The organism is Rhodococcus sp. OK611 (genome assembly GCF_003050885.1).
In the GTDB taxonomy this organism is placed as follows: domain Bacteria; phylum Actinomycetota; class Actinomycetes; order Mycobacteriales; family Mycobacteriaceae; genus Rhodococcus_G; species Rhodococcus_G oryzae.
Window position 1 is genome coordinate 12,183 of sequence record NZ_QAOZ01000002.1, and the last position, 16,493, is coordinate 28,675.

The 16,493-nt window shown below is 72.5% G+C and carries 11 protein-coding genes; 7 read left to right on the forward strand and 4 right to left on the reverse strand.

Annotated features, from left to right (window positions below; all coding sequences use genetic code 11):
• Nucleotides 1–63: 63 nt before the first annotated feature.
• Nucleotides 64–2,517, reverse strand: coding sequence for a LuxR C-terminal-related transcriptional regulator (locus C8K38_RS01915; RefSeq protein ID WP_179800446.1), 2,454 nt, complete (start codon nucleotides 2,515–2,517; stop codon nucleotides 64–66).
• A gap of 59 nt (nucleotides 2,518–2,576) precedes the next feature.
• Nucleotides 2,577–4,418: an Hsp70 family protein gene (locus C8K38_RS01920; protein WP_097210009.1), complete on the reverse strand. Its 1,842-nt coding sequence runs from the start codon at nucleotides 4,416–4,418 to the stop codon at nucleotides 2,577–2,579.
• A 370-nt stretch (nucleotides 4,419–4,788) separates the two neighbouring features.
• Between C8K38_RS01920 and C8K38_RS01925 the strand changes: the two genes are divergently transcribed.
• From C8K38_RS01925 to C8K38_RS01935, 3 genes are all read left to right on the forward strand, one after another.
• Nucleotides 4,789–7,554 carry an IniB N-terminal domain-containing protein gene (locus tag C8K38_RS01925; protein WP_179800424.1) on the forward strand — a complete coding sequence of 922 codons (2,766 nt, stop codon included), beginning with the start codon at nucleotides 4,789–4,791 and terminating at the stop codon, nucleotides 7,552–7,554.
• Between the two features lie 133 nt (nucleotides 7,555–7,687).
• Nucleotides 7,688–9,541 carry a dynamin family protein gene (locus C8K38_RS01930; RefSeq protein WP_097210010.1) on the forward strand — a complete coding sequence of 618 codons (1,854 nt, stop codon included), beginning with the start codon at nucleotides 7,688–7,690 and terminating at the stop codon, nucleotides 9,539–9,541.
• Nucleotides 9,538–11,010 (forward strand): dynamin family protein, encoded by a 1,473-nt coding sequence (locus tag C8K38_RS01935; RefSeq protein ID WP_097210011.1) that lies wholly within the window; start codon nucleotides 9,538–9,540, stop codon nucleotides 11,008–11,010. Before C8K38_RS01930 ends, C8K38_RS01935 begins: the two co-directional genes overlap by 4 nt.
• Before the next feature lie 24 nt (nucleotides 11,011–11,034).
• Here the strand turns inward: C8K38_RS01935 and C8K38_RS01940 are convergent, their stop codons facing one another.
• Nucleotides 11,035–11,619, reverse strand: a complete 585-nt coding sequence (locus C8K38_RS01940) for a hypothetical protein (protein WP_097210012.1) — start codon at nucleotides 11,617–11,619, stop codon at nucleotides 11,035–11,037.
• Nucleotides 11,620–11,665: 46 nt separating this feature from the next.
• Nucleotides 11,666–12,046, reverse strand: a complete 381-nt coding sequence (locus C8K38_RS01945) for a hypothetical protein (protein WP_097210013.1) — start codon at nucleotides 12,044–12,046, stop codon at nucleotides 11,666–11,668.
• Nucleotides 12,047–12,379: 333 nt separating this feature from the next.
• On the opposite strand from C8K38_RS01945, the gene dnaK reads away from it, so the two are divergent.
• From dnaK to C8K38_RS01965, 4 genes are read left to right on the forward strand one after another with little or no spacing between them, the layout of a single operon-like run.
• Nucleotides 12,380–14,224, forward strand: coding sequence for a molecular chaperone DnaK (dnaK, locus tag C8K38_RS01950; RefSeq protein ID WP_097210014.1), 1,845 nt, complete (start codon nucleotides 12,380–12,382; stop codon nucleotides 14,222–14,224).
• Complete coding sequence (gene grpE, locus C8K38_RS01955; protein WP_097210015.1) at nucleotides 14,221–14,775, forward strand: nucleotide exchange factor GrpE; 555 nt, start codon at nucleotides 14,221–14,223, stop codon at nucleotides 14,773–14,775. The genes dnaK and grpE overlap by 4 nt, the downstream gene beginning before the upstream one ends.
• Nucleotides 14,776–14,809: 34 nt before the next feature.
• Entirely contained in the window at nucleotides 14,810–16,012 is a 1,203-nt protein-coding gene (gene dnaJ / locus C8K38_RS01960) for a molecular chaperone DnaJ (RefSeq protein WP_097210016.1), read from the forward strand.
• Nucleotides 16,012–16,428: a heat shock protein transcriptional repressor HspR gene (locus tag C8K38_RS01965; protein WP_077040431.1), complete on the forward strand. Its 417-nt coding sequence runs from the start codon at nucleotides 16,012–16,014 to the stop codon at nucleotides 16,426–16,428. The genes dnaJ and C8K38_RS01965 overlap by 1 nt, the downstream gene beginning before the upstream one ends.
• Nucleotides 16,429–16,493: the final 65 nt, after the last annotated feature.

Genomic DNA, 16,493 nt, shown 5'->3' on the forward strand with positions numbered 1-16,493 from the left:
ATCATAGGTGTCACAGGTGGGTACGACACCGGTTGTGTCGGGGTCGTGACCCGGGCTCGGTGCTCAGCTCTCCGTGCCGTGACCCATCGCGCGCAGCATCGACAGCATGTCCGCGCGGGAGGTGGCGTCGAGGCGACGGCGGATCCGGGCGACGTGGTGCTCGACGGTTTTCGCCGAGATGAACAGCCGGGCACCGATGTCCCGGTAGGTCAGGCCCATCACCAACAGGTTCGCCACCTCGGCCTCGCGGTCGGTCAGGCCAGCGCTGAGTTCGCGCTCGGTCCCCGCGACGGTGCCGGGCGTCGACGACGCGGCGGGTCGCAGGGAGCGCGCGACCTGCAGCAGCGTGGTCGCGGTCCTGGTGTCGGAGGCGCGGAGCGCGGCCTCGCTGGCGAGACGGGCACCGTCCCATGGCAACCCGATGCGGTCCAGGGTGCGCGCGGACTGTTCCACCACGGTCGCGTCGATCTCACCCTGCAGCACCCGAAGCCAGGCGCGGCCCGCGGCCGCGAGGCCCGCCGCGTACGGGCTGGTCTCGGCCGCGACACCGAGGGCGTTGGCGTGCGGCAGCAGTTCCGACGGGCTTTCGGCCAGGATCGCGGCCTGCACGCCGTACCAGTGCAGGGGCGAGCCCCACAGCGTGGGTTCGCCGAGCCGGGTGAGCAGTTCGTTGGCCTGCTCGATGAGGTGCGCGAGTCGGTCGGTGTCCCGCAGTCTGGCCGCGCCCAGCCACAGTTCGCCGAGCGGGAGCAGGCTGAAGAGATCGGCCGAGTGCTCTGCGATGACGCCGTGTGCCCGCTCCCACGAGTGGGTGAGGGCGCCGATGTCACCGACGCGACGGGCCAGTCCGACCCGCAGCGCCGCGATGAACAGCGCGTCGCGCGGGGTGGGCTCGGTGTCCGTCGGCATCGCATCGAGCCGGGCCGTCGCGGCATCCAGGTCGCCGCGGATCATGGCGATCCAGGTCAGCAGCAACTCGTGCCGCTGACGGGTGATGCTCTCGCGAGGCTCGGTGTCCAGTGCCCGCTGCAGCACGGCCTGGGCCCCCGCGAGTTCGCCGCACGCGATGCCCGCCAGTGCGGTGATGGCGGCACCGCTGTCGGGTAGCAACCGGGGTCGGGAACCGTTGGCGGACAGGGACAGCCCACGGGTCAGCGAGTTGACCGCGATCGCAACCCGGCCGTCGATCGACTGTCGCAGGCCCTGCGCGAGCAGCGCTGCGCCCGCGGACGTCGACGTCGGGGGCGAGCCCGCCTGGCGGTCCGTCATCGCCTCGGCCCGCTCCGGCCGTCCCGCGGCCAGCAGCACCGTGGCCGCGATGGGTGCGTCGGAGCCAACGCGGGCCGGGCCGAGCCATTCGTAGAGATCTGCGCTGCGGCCGAGCATGCCCTGCTGCGCGGCGACGCTCGCCGCGATCCGAACGGCCGCAGCGAGTTCGGTGTCGGTCAGGTCTGCAGCCCGTTCGAGCAGGCCGTCGGTGAGCCCGACCGCGGTGTCCAAGTCTGCGCTCAGCGCCGCCGCCTCGGACCAGCGCAGGGCGAGGGTGTTCCGATCGGCGCCCGCGCGGACGGCCTCCGCGTACAGGCTCGCGGCCAGCGGCGGCTCGGCGTGTTCGGCGGCGCTGCAGAGGAACTCGGCCAGCTCCGGATCCGTCACGCCCGCCTCGCCGTAGGCGCGGGCCGCGGGGAGATCGAGGGCGCCGTCCGCCAGCTTCGCGCGCAGCGAGTCGGCGTGCAGCCGGGCCAGCCGCTGCGCTCCGAGCGCGGCGGCCAGCGGTTCGCGGGCGACGGGCAGGAGGGTGTGGGTGACCAGTCCGGTGCCGCGCGCCCGGTCGATCAGGTCCTGGGCCACGGTCGGGTCGACGGACAGCACCCGGACGAGTTCGACGGGATCGGGCCCCGAGCCGATCGCGGCGATCGCCAGGGTGCACAACAGGTCCGCGTCGAGCTCCGCGAGCCGGGGGCGCAGGTGTGCGGCCGTCGCTGCGTCGAGGGCCCGTTCCAGAGCGGGCTGGGTGCGCGGCTCGGTGGGGTCGAGGCGGGACAGGGCGCCGAGCGTCGCGTCGACGCTCTGCACGCCGCCCCCGGTGATCCGCAGGATCGCGGCGGCGAGACCGATAGGAAGTCGCACGCCCAGTGTCGATTCCGCGCGGACGACGATGTCCCGCGCAGTCATCGGGTCGAGGGGCAGTGAGCCGAGCGCATCGCCGAGCGAGCGCAGGGCGCGGCTGTGCGGCCGCGGTTCGGTGGCGACGATCACGGTGATGTCCGGGCGGTGCGCGGCCAGGGTCAGCGCGTCGACCGCGGCGTCGGGCAGCCGATGGGCGTCGTCGACGACCAGCGCGCCGCCGGGTTCGACGTCCGCGCCCGCCGTCGAGGCGACGGCGGTCCCGTTGGCACGCAGCTCGTCTCGGATCGTGGCGAGCAGGGTCGATTTGCCACTGCCAGCAGTTCCGCGGATCAGCATGTGCGGGGTGCCCGTTCGCGCGGCGGCGAGGAACGCCTGTGCCCCGGGCATTCCGGCGAGGGTGGCCGCAGCGGTGCCGGTTGGTTCGGAGGTCAGCACGGTCACGGTTCCTACTGCCCGCCGCCGAGCAACCCGCCGACGCCCTGGCCGACGCCGCCGACGACGCCGCCCAGACCGCCGAGCACGCCGCCGACGCCGTTACCGACACCCTCCACCACGCCGCCGACGCCGTTTCCGACACCGGTGGCGGCGCCGCCGACGCCGTCGACGAAGTCGTTCGCGATCTGGCCGCCGCCGTCACCCTGCGGGGGCGCGGGCGGGGGCGTGTACCCGCCGCCCGCAGGAGGCGCAGTTGGGGGCGGGGGTGTCCCGCCGCCAACGGGTCCCGGTGCAGGCGCCGGGGCGGGTGCGGCGGCGGGGGAGCCGGGTGCCGGGGCGGGTGCCGCGGCGCCGCCCGAATTGGCGGAGACCTGCCGCGCGGTCGAACCGGCGTCGGATCGGATGGGCGCGCCGGTGGGGTCAAGACGGACGGGGGAGTCCCCGGTGGTCGGGCTGACCACGCCGTCGACGACGGGCAGCACGGTGCCGTCCGGTGCGACCGTGGTGGTGACGCTGTGGCCGCTGGTCGTGGCACCCCGGCTGGTGTCCGCGTTGGACGGCGTCAGCGCGCCGGTACCGAGCGAGAGCCCGCCTGCGGCCAGGATGGCGATCGCGGCGGCCGCGGCGGCGACGATCGCGGCCTTCTTGGGGGTGGAGAGCGATGCGCCCCTGGAGGCGGGCCGGACGCCGGGACGCGGACCCGCCGACGCGGGCGGCACCGGCGCGACCTCCACGACGGTGGTCGCGGCGGCCGCGGCGGCCGGAACCACCGCGAGCGGCACCGTGTGGGCGCCCTCCGCGGCGGCGAGGAGCGCGGCGCCCTGTGCCGCGGTTCGCTCGGGATGGGCGTCGGCGACGACGGGCAGCCGCAGTTCGGCGGAGAGCAACTCGGCGACCAGCGGCATCGCCGAGCTGCCACCGATGAGCAGGACCTGACCCACGTCGGACAGGTCGACGCCCGCGTTGCGCAGCGTCTCCCGGACCAGTTCGACCGAGTCCGCCAGCGGCTCCCGGATCAGGTCCTCCAGCTCCGCACGCACCAGTCGGACGTCGCTGTGCACGCCGGGCAGGTCGATCCCGATGACCGTCTCGGTGTCCGAGGACAGTGCCTCCTTGGCTGCGCAGCAGCGGGCCCGCAGTTGGGCGAGGGCGTTCATGGTGTCGGGGTCGAAGGGGTCCAGTTCGCCTGCCTCGCCCACGACACCGTCGAGCACGTACCGCAGCGTGAGGTGGTCGAACTCGGATCCGCCGAAGTCCTCGGACCGCATCGGCTTCCCGATGATCCGAGGAGTGTCGCCTGCGTGAACGAGCGTCACGTCGAGGCTGGTGCCGCCGAGGTCGTAGACGAGCACGAGGTCGTCGGAGGTGCCTGCGTAGTCGCGGGATCCGTTGCGCTGCAGCCATGTGACCGCGGCCTCGGGCTCGGGGACGAGCGTGACCCCGCCCAGGCCGGCGCGGTCGAGCGCGGAGCGCAGCGCGTCCACCGTGTGGCCCGGCCAGACCGCCGGATACGCCGCCGCCACGGCGGGGAACTCGGCGAGTTCGGCAGAGGACGCCTCGATCAGGCACTGCATCGCGGTGACGACGAGGTCCTCGCCGGTGTGGGTCGAGCCGTCGTCGGCGACGAGCGCGACGGGGTCGCCGACGCGGGTGGCGAAACCGGAGATGACGGTTCCACGTGGAACGTCCCCCTCGTGCCTGCTGGGCACGCCGAGAACCGCGGGGGCGTCCCCGCCGAGCGCCAGGGTCGAACTCGCCGTGATCGACGGTCCCTGCGCGTCCGCGTCGTGCTCGAGGGCGGTGACCGCCACCGAGTTCACGGCGCCGACGGTGAGTCCGAGTCCAACAGTCATCGAAGTGTTCTCCCGTGCTCGCCCCGCGGCTTCCGCCGCCGGAGTGGCTGACAATTCTCCCGTTGGCCGGAGCCAGGGGCGGGTGACGATTTCCCGGGTTCTGAGCCGGGGGTGGGGGCCGAATGTGGCCCCCGCTGTTGCCCACTGTGTCGGGTCACGCGCGTGAAGCGTTACCGATTCGGCGACAAACGCGCAGATGGGGGAGGTATCCCCTATCGGGCGGGGATCCCCTATCGGCCCCACCCCCCACGTGCTCCGCGAGGCAGGGGAGTTCACCCCGTTGGGGCGGGGTGTCCGCGTACCTAGCGTTGAGGGCAATCGTTTCGCGTCGTCTATCGCGATCCGTTCGACCAGACCTCAGGAGATCGACATGACCACCAACGCTCTTCTCGACTTCATCCTCAGCCTCCTGCGTGATGACGAGGCGAGGGCGCTGTACTGCCAGAACCCGGACGCGGCGTTGGCCGCCGCCGGGCTGGGCGGCGTGTGCGCCGCGGACATCTCCGCAGTGGCCCCGTTGGTCGCCGAGTCGGGTCTGTTCGCCGGCGCCGCAGGTGAGTTGACGAGCATCGTGAACGCGGGGCTCGACACGGCCGTCGGCGGTGCACTCGGTGGCGGCCTCGGTGGTGGCCTCGGACTGGGAGGTGGCCTCGGTCTGGGTGGCGGCCTCGCGGCAGGCGCAGGCGCGGGTCTGGGGCTCGGTGGCGGACTCGGTCTCGGTGGCGACATCGACCTGGGAGCCGATCTGAGCGCGGCTCTGAGCGCGGCGCTGGGGGCTGCTCTGCAGATCGGCGGACAGATCGGCGCCGATCTCGGTGCGGCCATCGGTGCGGCCCTCGAGGCATCGCTCGGCCTGGGCGGCGCCGTGGACGTGAACGCGGACCTGGGCCTTGGCGGTGCGCTCAGCGGTGCGCTGGGTGGCGCGCTCGGAGTCGGCGGAGACCTGGTGGCCGAGCTCGGCGGCGCGCTGAACGCCGCGTTGAGCGGGGTGACCGACCTGGACCTGGGCGGGGCGCTCGATCTCGGCGCGGTGCTGGGCGGTGCCCTCGGGGTCGGTGGCGACCTCGGCGCCGACCTGGGTCTCGCGCTCGGTGGGGTGCTCGGTGCCGCGTTCGGTGCGGAGGGTGCACTCGGTGGCGCCTTGTCCACCGCGCTCGAGGGCGGCCTCGATCTCGGCACCGCGCTGGGCGGCACCCTCGGCGGCGCACTCGGCCTCGGCGGCGAACTGACCTCCGGTCTGACCGGTGCGCTCGACGCGGCGCTCGGTGCCGGCGGCGGCCTTGACCTCGATGGCCTGCTCGGTCTCGGTGGCGGCCTGACCTCCGGTCTGACCGGCGCGCTCGATGCGGTGTTGGGTGCGGGCGGTGGCCTTGACCTCGACGGTGTGCTCGGTCTCGGTGGCGGCCTGACCTCCGGTCTGACCGGTGCGCTCGACGGGGTGCTGGACCTGGGCGGCGGCCTCGGTGGTGGCCTGGACCTGGGCGGCGAACTCGGCGCCACGCTGAGCGCGGCGCTGGGCGGGGCGCTCGGAGCGGGCGGCGATGTCGCCGCCGATCTCGGTGGCGCGCTGGGTGGCACGCTCGGCGCCCTGGTCGGTGCGGGTGCGGGTGCGGGCCTGGATCTGGGCGGCGTCCTCGGTGCGGGCGGGGAGATCGGCGGGGACCTCGGCGCCACACTGGCCGGTGCGCTCGGCGGTGCGCTCGGGGTGGACGGCGGCCTCACTGCCGGGCTCGGTGCGGCGCTGGACGCGGCGCTCGGCGCCGCGGGCGGCCTCGACCTCGGTGCGGAGGGTGGCCTCGGCGGATCGCTCAGCACCGCGCTCGAGGGCGTGCTCGGCGCGGGCGGGGAGATCGGCACGGACCTGGGGGCTTCGCTGGGCGGGGTGCTCGGCGCGGCGCTCGGTGCGGGCGGCGATCTCGGTGGGGAACTCGAGGCGGCGCTCGGTGGCGCGGCGGGTGGCACCGGTGAGATCGACCTCGGCGGCGCGCTCGGCACGGTGCTCGGCACCGCCCTCGATCTCGACGGCGGCCTCGCAGGCGGGCTGGGCACGGCCCTCGAGGGTGCGCTCGGGGCGGGCGGCGCGCTCGGCGGAGACCTCGACCTCGGCGGTGCCCTCGGGGGTGCGCTCGGTGGCGGCCTCGACCTGGGCGGCGCGGTCGACGGACTTCTCGGTGCGGGCGGCGCCCTCGATCTGGGCGGCACTCTCGACGGCCTCCTCGGCGCGGGCGTCGGCCTCGACCTCGGTGTCGGCGCGGACCTCGACGCCGGCCTCGATGCGGCAGCGGGCCTCGGCGGCGGACTGGACGCGGTCGCGGGCCTCGGTGCGGGCCTGACCAGCGGCCTGGCCGGCGGTCTCGGTGGCCTGTTCGGTGCGGGTGCCGGCCTCGGCGGCAGCCTGACCGGCGCGCTGGACGGTGCCGCGAACGCGGGCGCGGACCTGGGCGGCGCGTTGTCGGGTGCGGCGAACGCGGGTGCGGAGCTGGGTGGCGGCCTGACCGGTGCGCTCGATGGCGCCGCGAACGCGGGTGCTGAGCTCGGCGGCGGCCTGACCGGTGCGCTCGATGGCGCGGCCAACGCGGGTGCGGAGTTCGGCGGCGGCCTGACCGGCGCACTGGACGGTGCGGCCAACGCGGGCGCGGAGCTGGGTGGAGCCCTGTCGGGTGCGGCGAGCGCTGGCGCAGACGTGGGCGGCGCACTGTCGGGGGTCGCGAACACCGGTGCGGAGCTCGGTGGCGCCCTCTCGGGTGCCGCGGGAGCGGCCACGGACCTGACGACCGGCCTGGACGCCGTCGCGGACCTCGGCGGCGCGGTCACCGGTGCGGTCGATGCAGGCATCGGGGCGGGCGTTGGCGGCGCGACGTCGGCGGGCGGCGAGCTCGGCGGCACCTCCGACCTGGTCGGCGGGATCAGCTCCGGCCTCGGAGGTGCCACCGCGGCCACCGGGAACGCGTGGTCGTCGCTGGACGCCTCGAACGCCTTCGGCAATGAGGTCACCACGACCCACGAGGCGGACGGCGGCCTGTTCGGCGATGGGCTCGGCGGCATCGGCGGCGGGCTCTTCGGAGACGCGGATGCGACCGGCGCCGCCGAGATCGGCGGCGAGGCGGCCGCGCACGCGGATCCGCTGCTGCCCTGATCGATCTGTAACGGAGCCGGCCCCGTACGCGCTATTGCGTGTGGGGCCGGCTCCGTGCTGGATACAGTGAAATCGCTCGCCGCGAGCGCCCGTTCGGGCGCCCGCGGCGCAGATTGGATTGTGGGTCGGGTTCATGGACAACGCAGCTGCTTCGGCAGTCGAACGCACCGCCGCGGGACAGGCAACGGCCGCGGACATGGTGGCGCTGCTCGAGCGGACCGGGGTCATCGCCCGGACCGCCGGGCGAGCCGATCTGGTGGACCGCCTGGAGCTGGCCAAGACCAGGGTGCTGGATCCGCGGATGCGGATTGTCGTGGTCGGCCCGCTCAAGCAGGGCAAGAGCCAGTTGGTGAACTCGCTGCTCGGCCTGACCGTGTGCACGGTCGGCGACGACGAGACCACCGCGGTGCCCACGGTCGTGCAGAACGCGCAGACGGCGAGCGCGGAGTTGGTCCTCGCCGAGCCGGGAGCCGACGCCGTCAGGGTGGCGGTGCCGCTGGAGGAACTGAGCGCCGTCACGCCGTCGACGCCGCTGGCCGGCGGACGCGAGGTGCTGCGGGTCGAGGTGAACGTGCCGAGCCCGCTGCTCGCCGACGGGCTGGTGCTGGTGGACACCCCAGGCGTCGGCGGGCACGGAAACCCACACGCGGCAAGCACTCTCGGCCTACTTCCCGCTGCCGACGCGGTCCTGGTGCTCTCGGATGCCAGTCAGGAGTTCACCGAACCGGAGGTCGCGTTCCTTCGGCAGGTCCTCGGCCTGTGCCCGGCCGTGGCCTGCCTGATCAGCAAGACCGATCTGTACCCGCACTGGCGGGAGATCGTCGAGGCGGACCGCGGGCACCTCGGCCGCGCCGGGCTCAGCGTGCCGTTGATCCCGGTGTCGTCGGCGCTGCGCTCGCACGCGGTGCGACTGCAGGACGAGGAGCTGAACGTCGAGTCGGGGTTCACCGACCTCTACGCGTTCCTGCGCGAGCAGGTGGTGGCAAGGGGAGACCTCACCACCCGCCGCGCGGTGGCGCTGGACGTGCACTCGGTCACCGAACACCTGACCCTCGCGCTCGGCAGCGAGCTTGCCGCGCTTCGTGACCCGGCCAAAGGCGCTGCGGCCGTTGCGGAGCTGCAGAAGGCCAAGGTCGCGGCCGAGGAGCTGCACAAGCGCACCTCGCTGTGGCAGCAGACCCTGTCCGACGGCGTCACCGACCTGGCCGCCGACATCGACCACGACCTGCGGGACCGGCTGCGCCGCGTCACCCGCCAGGCCGAGGAGTCCGTGGACGAGGGCGACCCCGGCAAGGACTGGGCGGAGCTCGGCGAGTGGCTCGAGCAACAGGTCGCGACCTCGATCGGCGACAACTTCGTCTGGGCGCACGACCGCGCGATCTGGCTGGCCGAGGTGGTGGCCGGGCACTTCGCGGAGTCCGGGTCGGTGGACCTGCCGCACCTCGACGTCGCCGACCTGGGCGGGGTCCTCGAGCCCGTCAGCTCCCTCGCCGACCTCGAATCGGGGAGCATCGGCATCACCCAGAAGATGCTCGTCGGCATGCGCGGCTCGTACGGCGGCGTGCTGATGTTCGGGCTGATCACCACGCTGATGGGGATGGCCCTGGTGAACCCGATCTCCGTGGGCGCCGGGCTGGTGCTGGGCACCAAGGCCTATCGGGAGGATCGCGAGCAGCGGATCCTCAAGCGCCGCAGCGAGGCGAAGGTCGCGATCCGGCGGTTCGTCGACGATGTCAGCTTCCAGGTGAACAAGGAGTCAAAGGATCGGCTGCGGCTGATCCAGCGACTGCTGCGCGACCACTTCACCGCCATCGCCGAGCAGACCCTGCGCTCACTCAACGACTCGCTGCGCGCCGCGCAGGAGGCCGCGAACCTGGCCACCGCCGAACGTACCCAGCGCGCCGCCCAGATCGAGCGGGACATGCGCGCGCTGAGCGAGCTCAAGGAGCTTGCGGCACAGATGCTCCCGGTGGAGATCGAACGGTGAGCGCGGGCGCGCTGGCGCAGGCGCGGGCACTGATCGGTGCGGCACGTGAGGTGTATGCGGGCGATCCCACGGTACGCAGGCAACTCGACGAGTGCGCCGAGCGGATCGATCAGCCGCTCCGGGTCGCGCTCGCCGGGTCGTTGAAGGCCGGTAAGTCGACGCTGCTCAATGCGCTTGTGGGACAGGACATCGCACCGACCGACGCCACGGAGTGCACCCGTGTCGTCACCTGGTACCGGCAGGGCCCGACGCCGACGGTCACCGCGTGGCACCACGGCGACCAGTCCTTCAACGTGCCCGTCCAGCGGCGAGAGGGCAGCAGCCTCACCTTCGACCTCGGCGCGATGACGGCCGCGGAGGTGGACCGGCTGGACGTGGAGTGGCCGGCGCGGGCGCTCACCAACACCACCATCATCGACACCCCCGGCACGTCCTCGCTCTCGCGCGACGTCTCCGCCCGCACACTGGAGATGCTGACCCCGGAGGACTCGGCCTCCGGGGCGGATGCCGTGGTGTACCTGCTGCGCACCCTCGCCGCCACCGACGTCGCATTCCTCGGTCAGATCGGCTCGCACGTCGGCGGCGAGTCCGGACCCCTCGGGGTGGTCGGGGTGGTCTCGCGCGCGGACGAGGTGGGCGCGGGCCGCCTCGACGCGATGATGTCGGCCAAGGAGGTCGCGTCCCGCTTCGCCACCGAGCTGGAGCTGACGGGGCTGTGTCAGGCGGTGGTCCCGGTCGCCGGGCTGCTCGCGCTCGGCGCGCGCACGCTACGGCAGCGCGAGTACGAGGCCTTCCGCGCGCTGGCCGAGGTTCCGCCCGAGGACCTGCAGCTGGCGATGCTGTCCGCGGACCGGTTCTCCCGCCCGGACAGCCCGCTGCCGGTGGACGCGCACACCCGCGCCCAGTTGGCGCACCGTTTCGGGTTGTTCGGAATCCGGCTGGCGGTCACGCTGATCAAGCTCGGCACGCCCGATTCGCCCAGTCTCGCAACGCAGCTCGTCGAGCGCAGTGGCCTCCACGAGCTGCGGCAGGTGATCGACGTGCAGTTCGGTCAGCGCGCGGATCAGCTCAAGACACACTCGGCCCTGCTCGCGCTCACCCGCGTGCTCTCGGCCCACCCCCGCGCCGAGTCCGCGCCGATCCTCGCCGCGGCGCAACGACTGCTCGCCGATGTGCACGGCTTCCAGGAGTTGCGGCTGCTCGGGCGATTGCGCTCGACCCGGCCGAACCTGTCCGACGATGATGTCGCGCAGCTGCAGCGGCTGGTCGGCGGGTTCGGCATCGGGCGCAGCGAGCGGCTCGGGCTCGACCCCGACGACGGCGTCGCCGCGGAGCGGGCCGCGGCCCTTGCGGCGGTGCGCAAGTGGCGGACCTGGGCCGAACATCCGCTGCTGGATCAGTTCACCGCGCGCGCCTGCGGGATCGGCGCGCGCAGCGCGGAGGGCGTGCTCGCCGAGCTCTCGGGCTAGGCGTCCGGCCGCGGGTCGCGGCGGTCAGTGCCGCAACCAGCGACTCATAGCGGGCGCGAAAAGCGCTGCGACGCCGATGGTCACGAGTCCGGCGTAGACGAGTGGGGCCCACTCCAGCACGCCGCCGGAGGCCTCGCCCGCGTCGACCATGAGCGACAAGAACACGATGGCCGCGGCGACGGAGACGACGCCGACCAGGGCGAGGGCGATTCGGGCGGCGCTGCGACGCCCACCGAGCAGGTGCAGACAGATCAGTCCGGCGGCCAGCAGCAGTGCGGCGGCCGACGCGCAGCCCAGCAGGGTGACCGAGACGGTGTCGGCGATGTCGCGGTGGGCGGTGCGCGGCCGTTCGGCGGACAGCGCGGACTCCAGCGCGTCGCGGACCGCGGTCAGCTCGAGCGCGGTGGCGGCACCGATGCCGATCAGGACGGCGAACGAGCCGATCCAGGCGGACCGGGCGACGGTGAGAGCGCGCGGCGGGGCGTCGGTGGGCGCGGGGCGCAGCGGGGTGGCGGCAAACTCCGGGCGCGGTGGCTGCGGGCGGTGCGGCGGCTGCGGCGGTGCGGCCTGGGGCGGGACTCCGAACTCCTGCTCGCCTGCGTTGTCCATGCCTGGATCGTAGGCGTCCGGCTAGGGGTTCCCCGCGGATCCCGGACTAGGCGTCGTACTGCCACTGGTGATCGGCGGGCGTGCACATGATCTCCCTGCCCTCCGGCGTCTGCGACCTCTCGTCGAGCGCGGGGTCGCATGGCGACCCGAATTCGTGGACGCCGACGATCCCTCCGTTGGTACCCGACCAGACGCCCCCGTCGGGGCCGCGCCGGCAGGAGAGCTGTTCGCCGGTGTCCCCGTCGACGCCGACTCGATTCTCCGAGCATCCTCCGCCCTTGGATCCGACGATCGGATCGGCGGCGGGCGGGTGCGGACCGGGGTGTGCGACGGCGGCGCCCCCGAGCCCGAGCCCGAGCGCGGGCAGGGCGATCAGTGCGGCGACGGCGGCGGTGCGGATGGCCGCGGTGATTCGGTTGGTGGACATGACGGCAGACCGTTCGTGTGGTTGGGGGTGCGGCCGAGGCTCGCAGGACACCTTCAACGCTAAGACCGGACCCCTCGCCGCACCATCACCACACGGGACGGGAACTCGCCGGAGAAAGTTCGTGCGCCAGGGAACAAAACGCGAACCGCCCCCGTTGACCACTTCGACAGCCTTGAGTGAACCAGACTCAAGTTCGAGCTTGACTCCCACGCCGATGGGTTGCAAACTTGAGCGTGTAGCACTCACTTAGGGTGAGATGGCCAAGAAATGCCAGCACAACCAGCCCCGGCGCCTAACGTCGCCGGGGGTGCTGCGACAAGTAGGAGGAACACTATGGCTCGTGCGGTCGGAATCGACCTCGGGACCACCAACTCGGTCGTGTCTGTGCTCGAAGGCGGCGAGCCCGTAGTGGTCGCCAACTCCGAGGGCTCGCGCACCACCCCGTCGATCGTCGCCTTCGCCAAGAACGGTGAGGTGCTGGTCGGCCAGCCCGCAAAGAACCAGGCGGTCACGAACGTCGACCGCACCATCCGCTCGGTCAAGCGCCACGTCGGCACCGACTGGAACGTCGAGATCGACGGCAAGAAGTACACGTCGCAGGAGATCAGCGCGCGCACGCTCATGAAGCTGAAGCGCGACGCCGAGGCGTACCTCGGTGAGGAGATCACCGACGCCGTCATCACCGTGCCCGCGTACTTCGAGGACGCGCAGCGTCAGGCCACCAAGGAAGCCGGCCAGATCGCCGGCCTCAACGTGCTCCGCATCGTCAACGAGCCCACCGCGGCCGCGCTGGCGTACGGCCTGGACAAGGGCGAGAAGGAACAGACCATCCTGGTCTTCGACCTCGGCGGCGGCACCTTCGACGTGTCCCTGCTCGAGATCGGCGACGGCGTCGTCGAGGTCCGCGCGACCTCCGGCGACAACCACCTCGGTGGCGACGACTGGGACGAGCGCATCGTCTCCTGGCTCGTCGACAAGTTCAAGGCGTCCAGCGGCATCGACCTGACCAAGGACAAGATGGCCCTGCAGCGTCTGCGCGAGGCCGCCGAGAAGGCAAAGATCGAGCTGTCCTCCTCGCAGAGCACCTCGATCAACCTGCCGTACATCACCGTGGACGCGGACAAGAACCCGCTGTTCCTCGATGAGCAGCTGACCCGCGCCGAGTTCCAGAAGATCACCTCCGACCTGCTCGACCGCACCCGTGCGCCGTTCCAGGCCGTGATCAAGGACAGCGGTATCTCGGTCAAGGACATCGACAACGTCGTGCTCGTCGGTGGTTCCACCCGTATGCCCGCGGTCTCGGACCTGGTCCGCGAGCTGACCGGTGGCCGCGAGCCCAACAAGGGCGTGAACCCGGACGAGGTCGTCGCCATCGGCGCAGCCCTGCAGGCCGGCGTGCTCAAGGGCGAGGTCAAGGACGTGCTGCTCCTCGACGTCACCCCGCTCTCCCTCGGCATCGAGACCAAGGGTGGCGTGATGACCAAGCTCATCGAGCGCAACACCACCATCCCGACCAAGCGCTCGGAGACCTTCACCACGGCGGACGACAACCAGCCGTCGGTGCAGATCCAGGTGTTCCAGGGTGAGCGCGAGATCGCCTCGCACAACAAGCTCCTGGGATCCTTCGAGCTCGCGGGCATCCCGCCGGCCCCTCGCGGCGTGCCGCAGATCGAGGTCACCTTCGACATCGATGCCAACGGCATCGTGCACGTGACCGCGAAGGACAAGGGCACCGGCAAGGAGAACACGATCAAGATCCAGGACGGCTCCGGCCTGTCCAAGGAGGAGATCGAGCGGATGGTCAAGGACGCCGAGGCGCACGCCGAGGAGGACAAGGCCCGCCGCGAGGAGGCCGAGGTCCGCAACCAGGCCGAGTCGCTGGTGCACCAGACCGAGAAGTTCATCAAGGACAACGAGGACAAGGTGCCCGCTGACGTCAAGGAGAAGGTCGAGGCCGCCATCGCGGAGGCCAACACCGCCCTTGCCGGCACCGACATCTCCGCGGTGAAGTCCGCCGTGGAGAAGCTCGCCACCGAGTCCCAGGCCCTGGGCGAGGCGATCTACAAGGCGCAGGCCGATGAGTCCGCGGCAGGCGCCGACGGCGCCGCCCCGAGCCAGGGCGACGATGTCGTCGACGCCGAGGTCGTGGACGAGCCCTCCGATCAGGACAAGAAGTGACCGAACGGGACGCCGACCGCGAACCAGTAGTCGACACCGAGACCCTGGCCGCCGCTGATGCGGCGGCCGGGGCCGCGGCCGACACCGAGGACACCGTGGACGAGCTGCTCACGCTGACCTCGGAGCTCGAGAAGGCCAGCACCGAACTGGGCTACGCGAAGGCGGAGATCGCGAACATCCGCCGGAATTCGCTCGTCCGCATCGACCAGGCGGTCGCGGCGGAGCGGGCCTCGGTGGTCGGAAAGTTCCTCGATGTGGTGGACGACCTCGACCGGGCCCGCGCGCACGGTGACCTGGAGTCCGGCCCGCTGAAGGCGCTGTCCGACAAGCTCGCCGGGGTGCTGGAGGGTCTCGGTCTCGCGGCGTTCGGCGACGAGGGCGACGCCTTCTCCCCGGAGCTGCACGAGGCCGTGCAGGTCGAGGGCGACGGCGACCATCCGGTGCTCGGGACGGTCCTTCGCAAGGGCTACCGCCTCGGCGACCGGATCCTGCGGACGGCGATGGTGACGGTCACGGACGGCGCGCCTGCGCCGGACGGGGCCCCGGAGTAGTTACACAGGAAGCAACGAGAGGAGGAGACGCCCGGTGAGTGAGCGGGAGTGGATCGAGAAGGACTTCTACAAGGAGCTGGGCGTCTCCTCTGATGCTTCGGCAGACGAGATCAAGAAGGCCTACCGGAAGCTGGCGCGGGATCTGCACCCCGACGCCAACCCCGGGGACACGGCGGCCGAGGAGCGGTTCAAGGCCGTGAGCGAGGCGAACGCCGTGCTCTCGGATGCCGCCAAGCGCAAGGAGTACGACGAGGCCCGCCGGCTGTTCGCCAGCGGCGGCTTCGGTCGCGGTGGTTTCCGCCCCGGCGCCGAGTACAGCACGGCGGGCGGCGGATTCGGGGGCGGCGAGTTCAACATCGGTGACCTGTTCGGCGGTGGCACCAGTTACACCTCCGGCGGTGACGGCGGCATCGGCGACATCTTCGGCGGCCTGTTCGGCGGCGGTCGAGGTGGCGGCACGCGGACCGGTGCGGGCACCCGCCCGCAGCGGGGCAGCGACGTGGAGGCCGAGACCACCCTGCCGTTCCGCGAGGCCGCGACGGGCGTCACGGTGCCGCTGCGGCTGACCAGTCCGGCGTCCTGCATCACCTGCCACGGCAGCGGTGCGAAGCCGGGCACCAGCCCGCGGGTGTGCCCGCGCTGCAACGGTTCCGGAATCGTCAGCAGGAACCAGGGCGCGTTCGGGTTCAGCGAGCCGTGTGACGACTGCCGCGGCACCGGCTCGATCATCGACGACCCGTGCACCGACTGCCACGGCACCGGAGTGCAGAACCGCACCCGCAACCTCACCGTCCGGATCCCGAAGGGCGTGAGCGACGGGCAGCGGATCAGGCTGGCCGGGCAGGGCGAAGCGGGCCTGCGCGGCGCGCCGTCGGGCGACCTGTACGTCACCGTGCACGTCAAGGCGGACAAGGTGTTCGGCCGCAACGGCGACGACCTGACCGTCACCGTGCCGGTCAGCTACGGCGAACTGGTGCTCGGCACCACCGTTTCCGTACCCACCCTCGAGGGCCGGGTCGGTGTCAAGATCCCGGCCGGCACCGTGGACGGCCGGATCCTCCGGGTGCGCGGTCGCGGGGTGCCCAAGCGCAGCGGCGGTGCGGGCGATCTGCTCGTGACCGTCAAGGTCGCGGTGCCGCAGGATCTCGACGAGACCGCCACCGAGGCGCTGCAGACCTATCTGTCGGCCGAGAAGGCCAGCGGATTCGATCCGCGTGCGGGCTGGGCGGGTGCGTGATGACCGCGCCCCGGGGACCAGGCCACAGCCGGTCTGACGTGCCCGCGGACCCGGACGCCCAGGTCTTCGTGATCTCGGTGGCCGCGGAACTGGCGGGCATGCACGCCCAGACGCTGCGGACCTACGACCGGCTCGGCCTGGTGACCCCGCACCGCACCACCGGTGGGGGTCGCCGCTACTCGCCCCGGGACGTGGCACTGCTGCGCGAGGTGCAGCGGCTTTCCCAGGACGAGGGCGTCAACCTGGCGGGCATCAAGCGGATCATCGAGCTGACCAATCAGGTGGAGGCGCTGCAACGGCGGGTCACCGAGATGGCCGCCGAGATCGCCCAGGTGCACGCCAGCTATCGGCGGGACCTGGTGCCGATCCCGCGCAACAACGCACTGGTCGTCTGGAAGCCCAGGCACGAGCGCTGATCCGCCCTGTCGCGCAGTCGAGCGCAGGGCGATCGGTTCGGCGGCGTTGAACGATGCAGGGCCGG

Excerpts from the sequence above, each read along its gene's own strand:
- C8K38_RS01930 (WP_097210010.1), top strand. The coding sequence starts at position 7,688 with ATGGACAACGCAGCTGCTTCGGCAGTCGAACGCACCGCCGCGGGACAG.
- dnaK (WP_097210014.1), top strand. The coding sequence starts at position 12,380 with ATGGCTCGTGCGGTCGGAATCGACCTCGGGACCACCAACTCGGTCGTG.
- C8K38_RS01915 (WP_179800446.1), bottom strand. The coding sequence starts at position 2,517 with ATGCCCGGGGCACAGGCGTTCCTCGCCGCCGCGCGAACGGGCACCCCG.
- C8K38_RS01945 (WP_097210013.1), bottom strand. The coding sequence starts at position 12,046 with ATGTCCACCAACCGAATCACCGCGGCCATCCGCACCGCCGCCGTCGCC.
- C8K38_RS01940 (WP_097210012.1), bottom strand. The coding sequence starts at position 11,619 with ATGGACAACGCAGGCGAGCAGGAGTTCGGAGTCCCGCCCCAGGCCGCA.
- C8K38_RS01965 (WP_077040431.1), top strand. The coding sequence starts at position 16,012 with ATGACCGCGCCCCGGGGACCAGGCCACAGCCGGTCTGACGTGCCCGCG.
- C8K38_RS01925 (WP_179800424.1), top strand. The coding sequence starts at position 4,789 with ATGACCACCAACGCTCTTCTCGACTTCATCCTCAGCCTCCTGCGTGAT.
- C8K38_RS01920 (WP_097210009.1), bottom strand. The coding sequence starts at position 4,418 with ATGACTGTTGGACTCGGACTCACCGTCGGCGCCGTGAACTCGGTGGCG.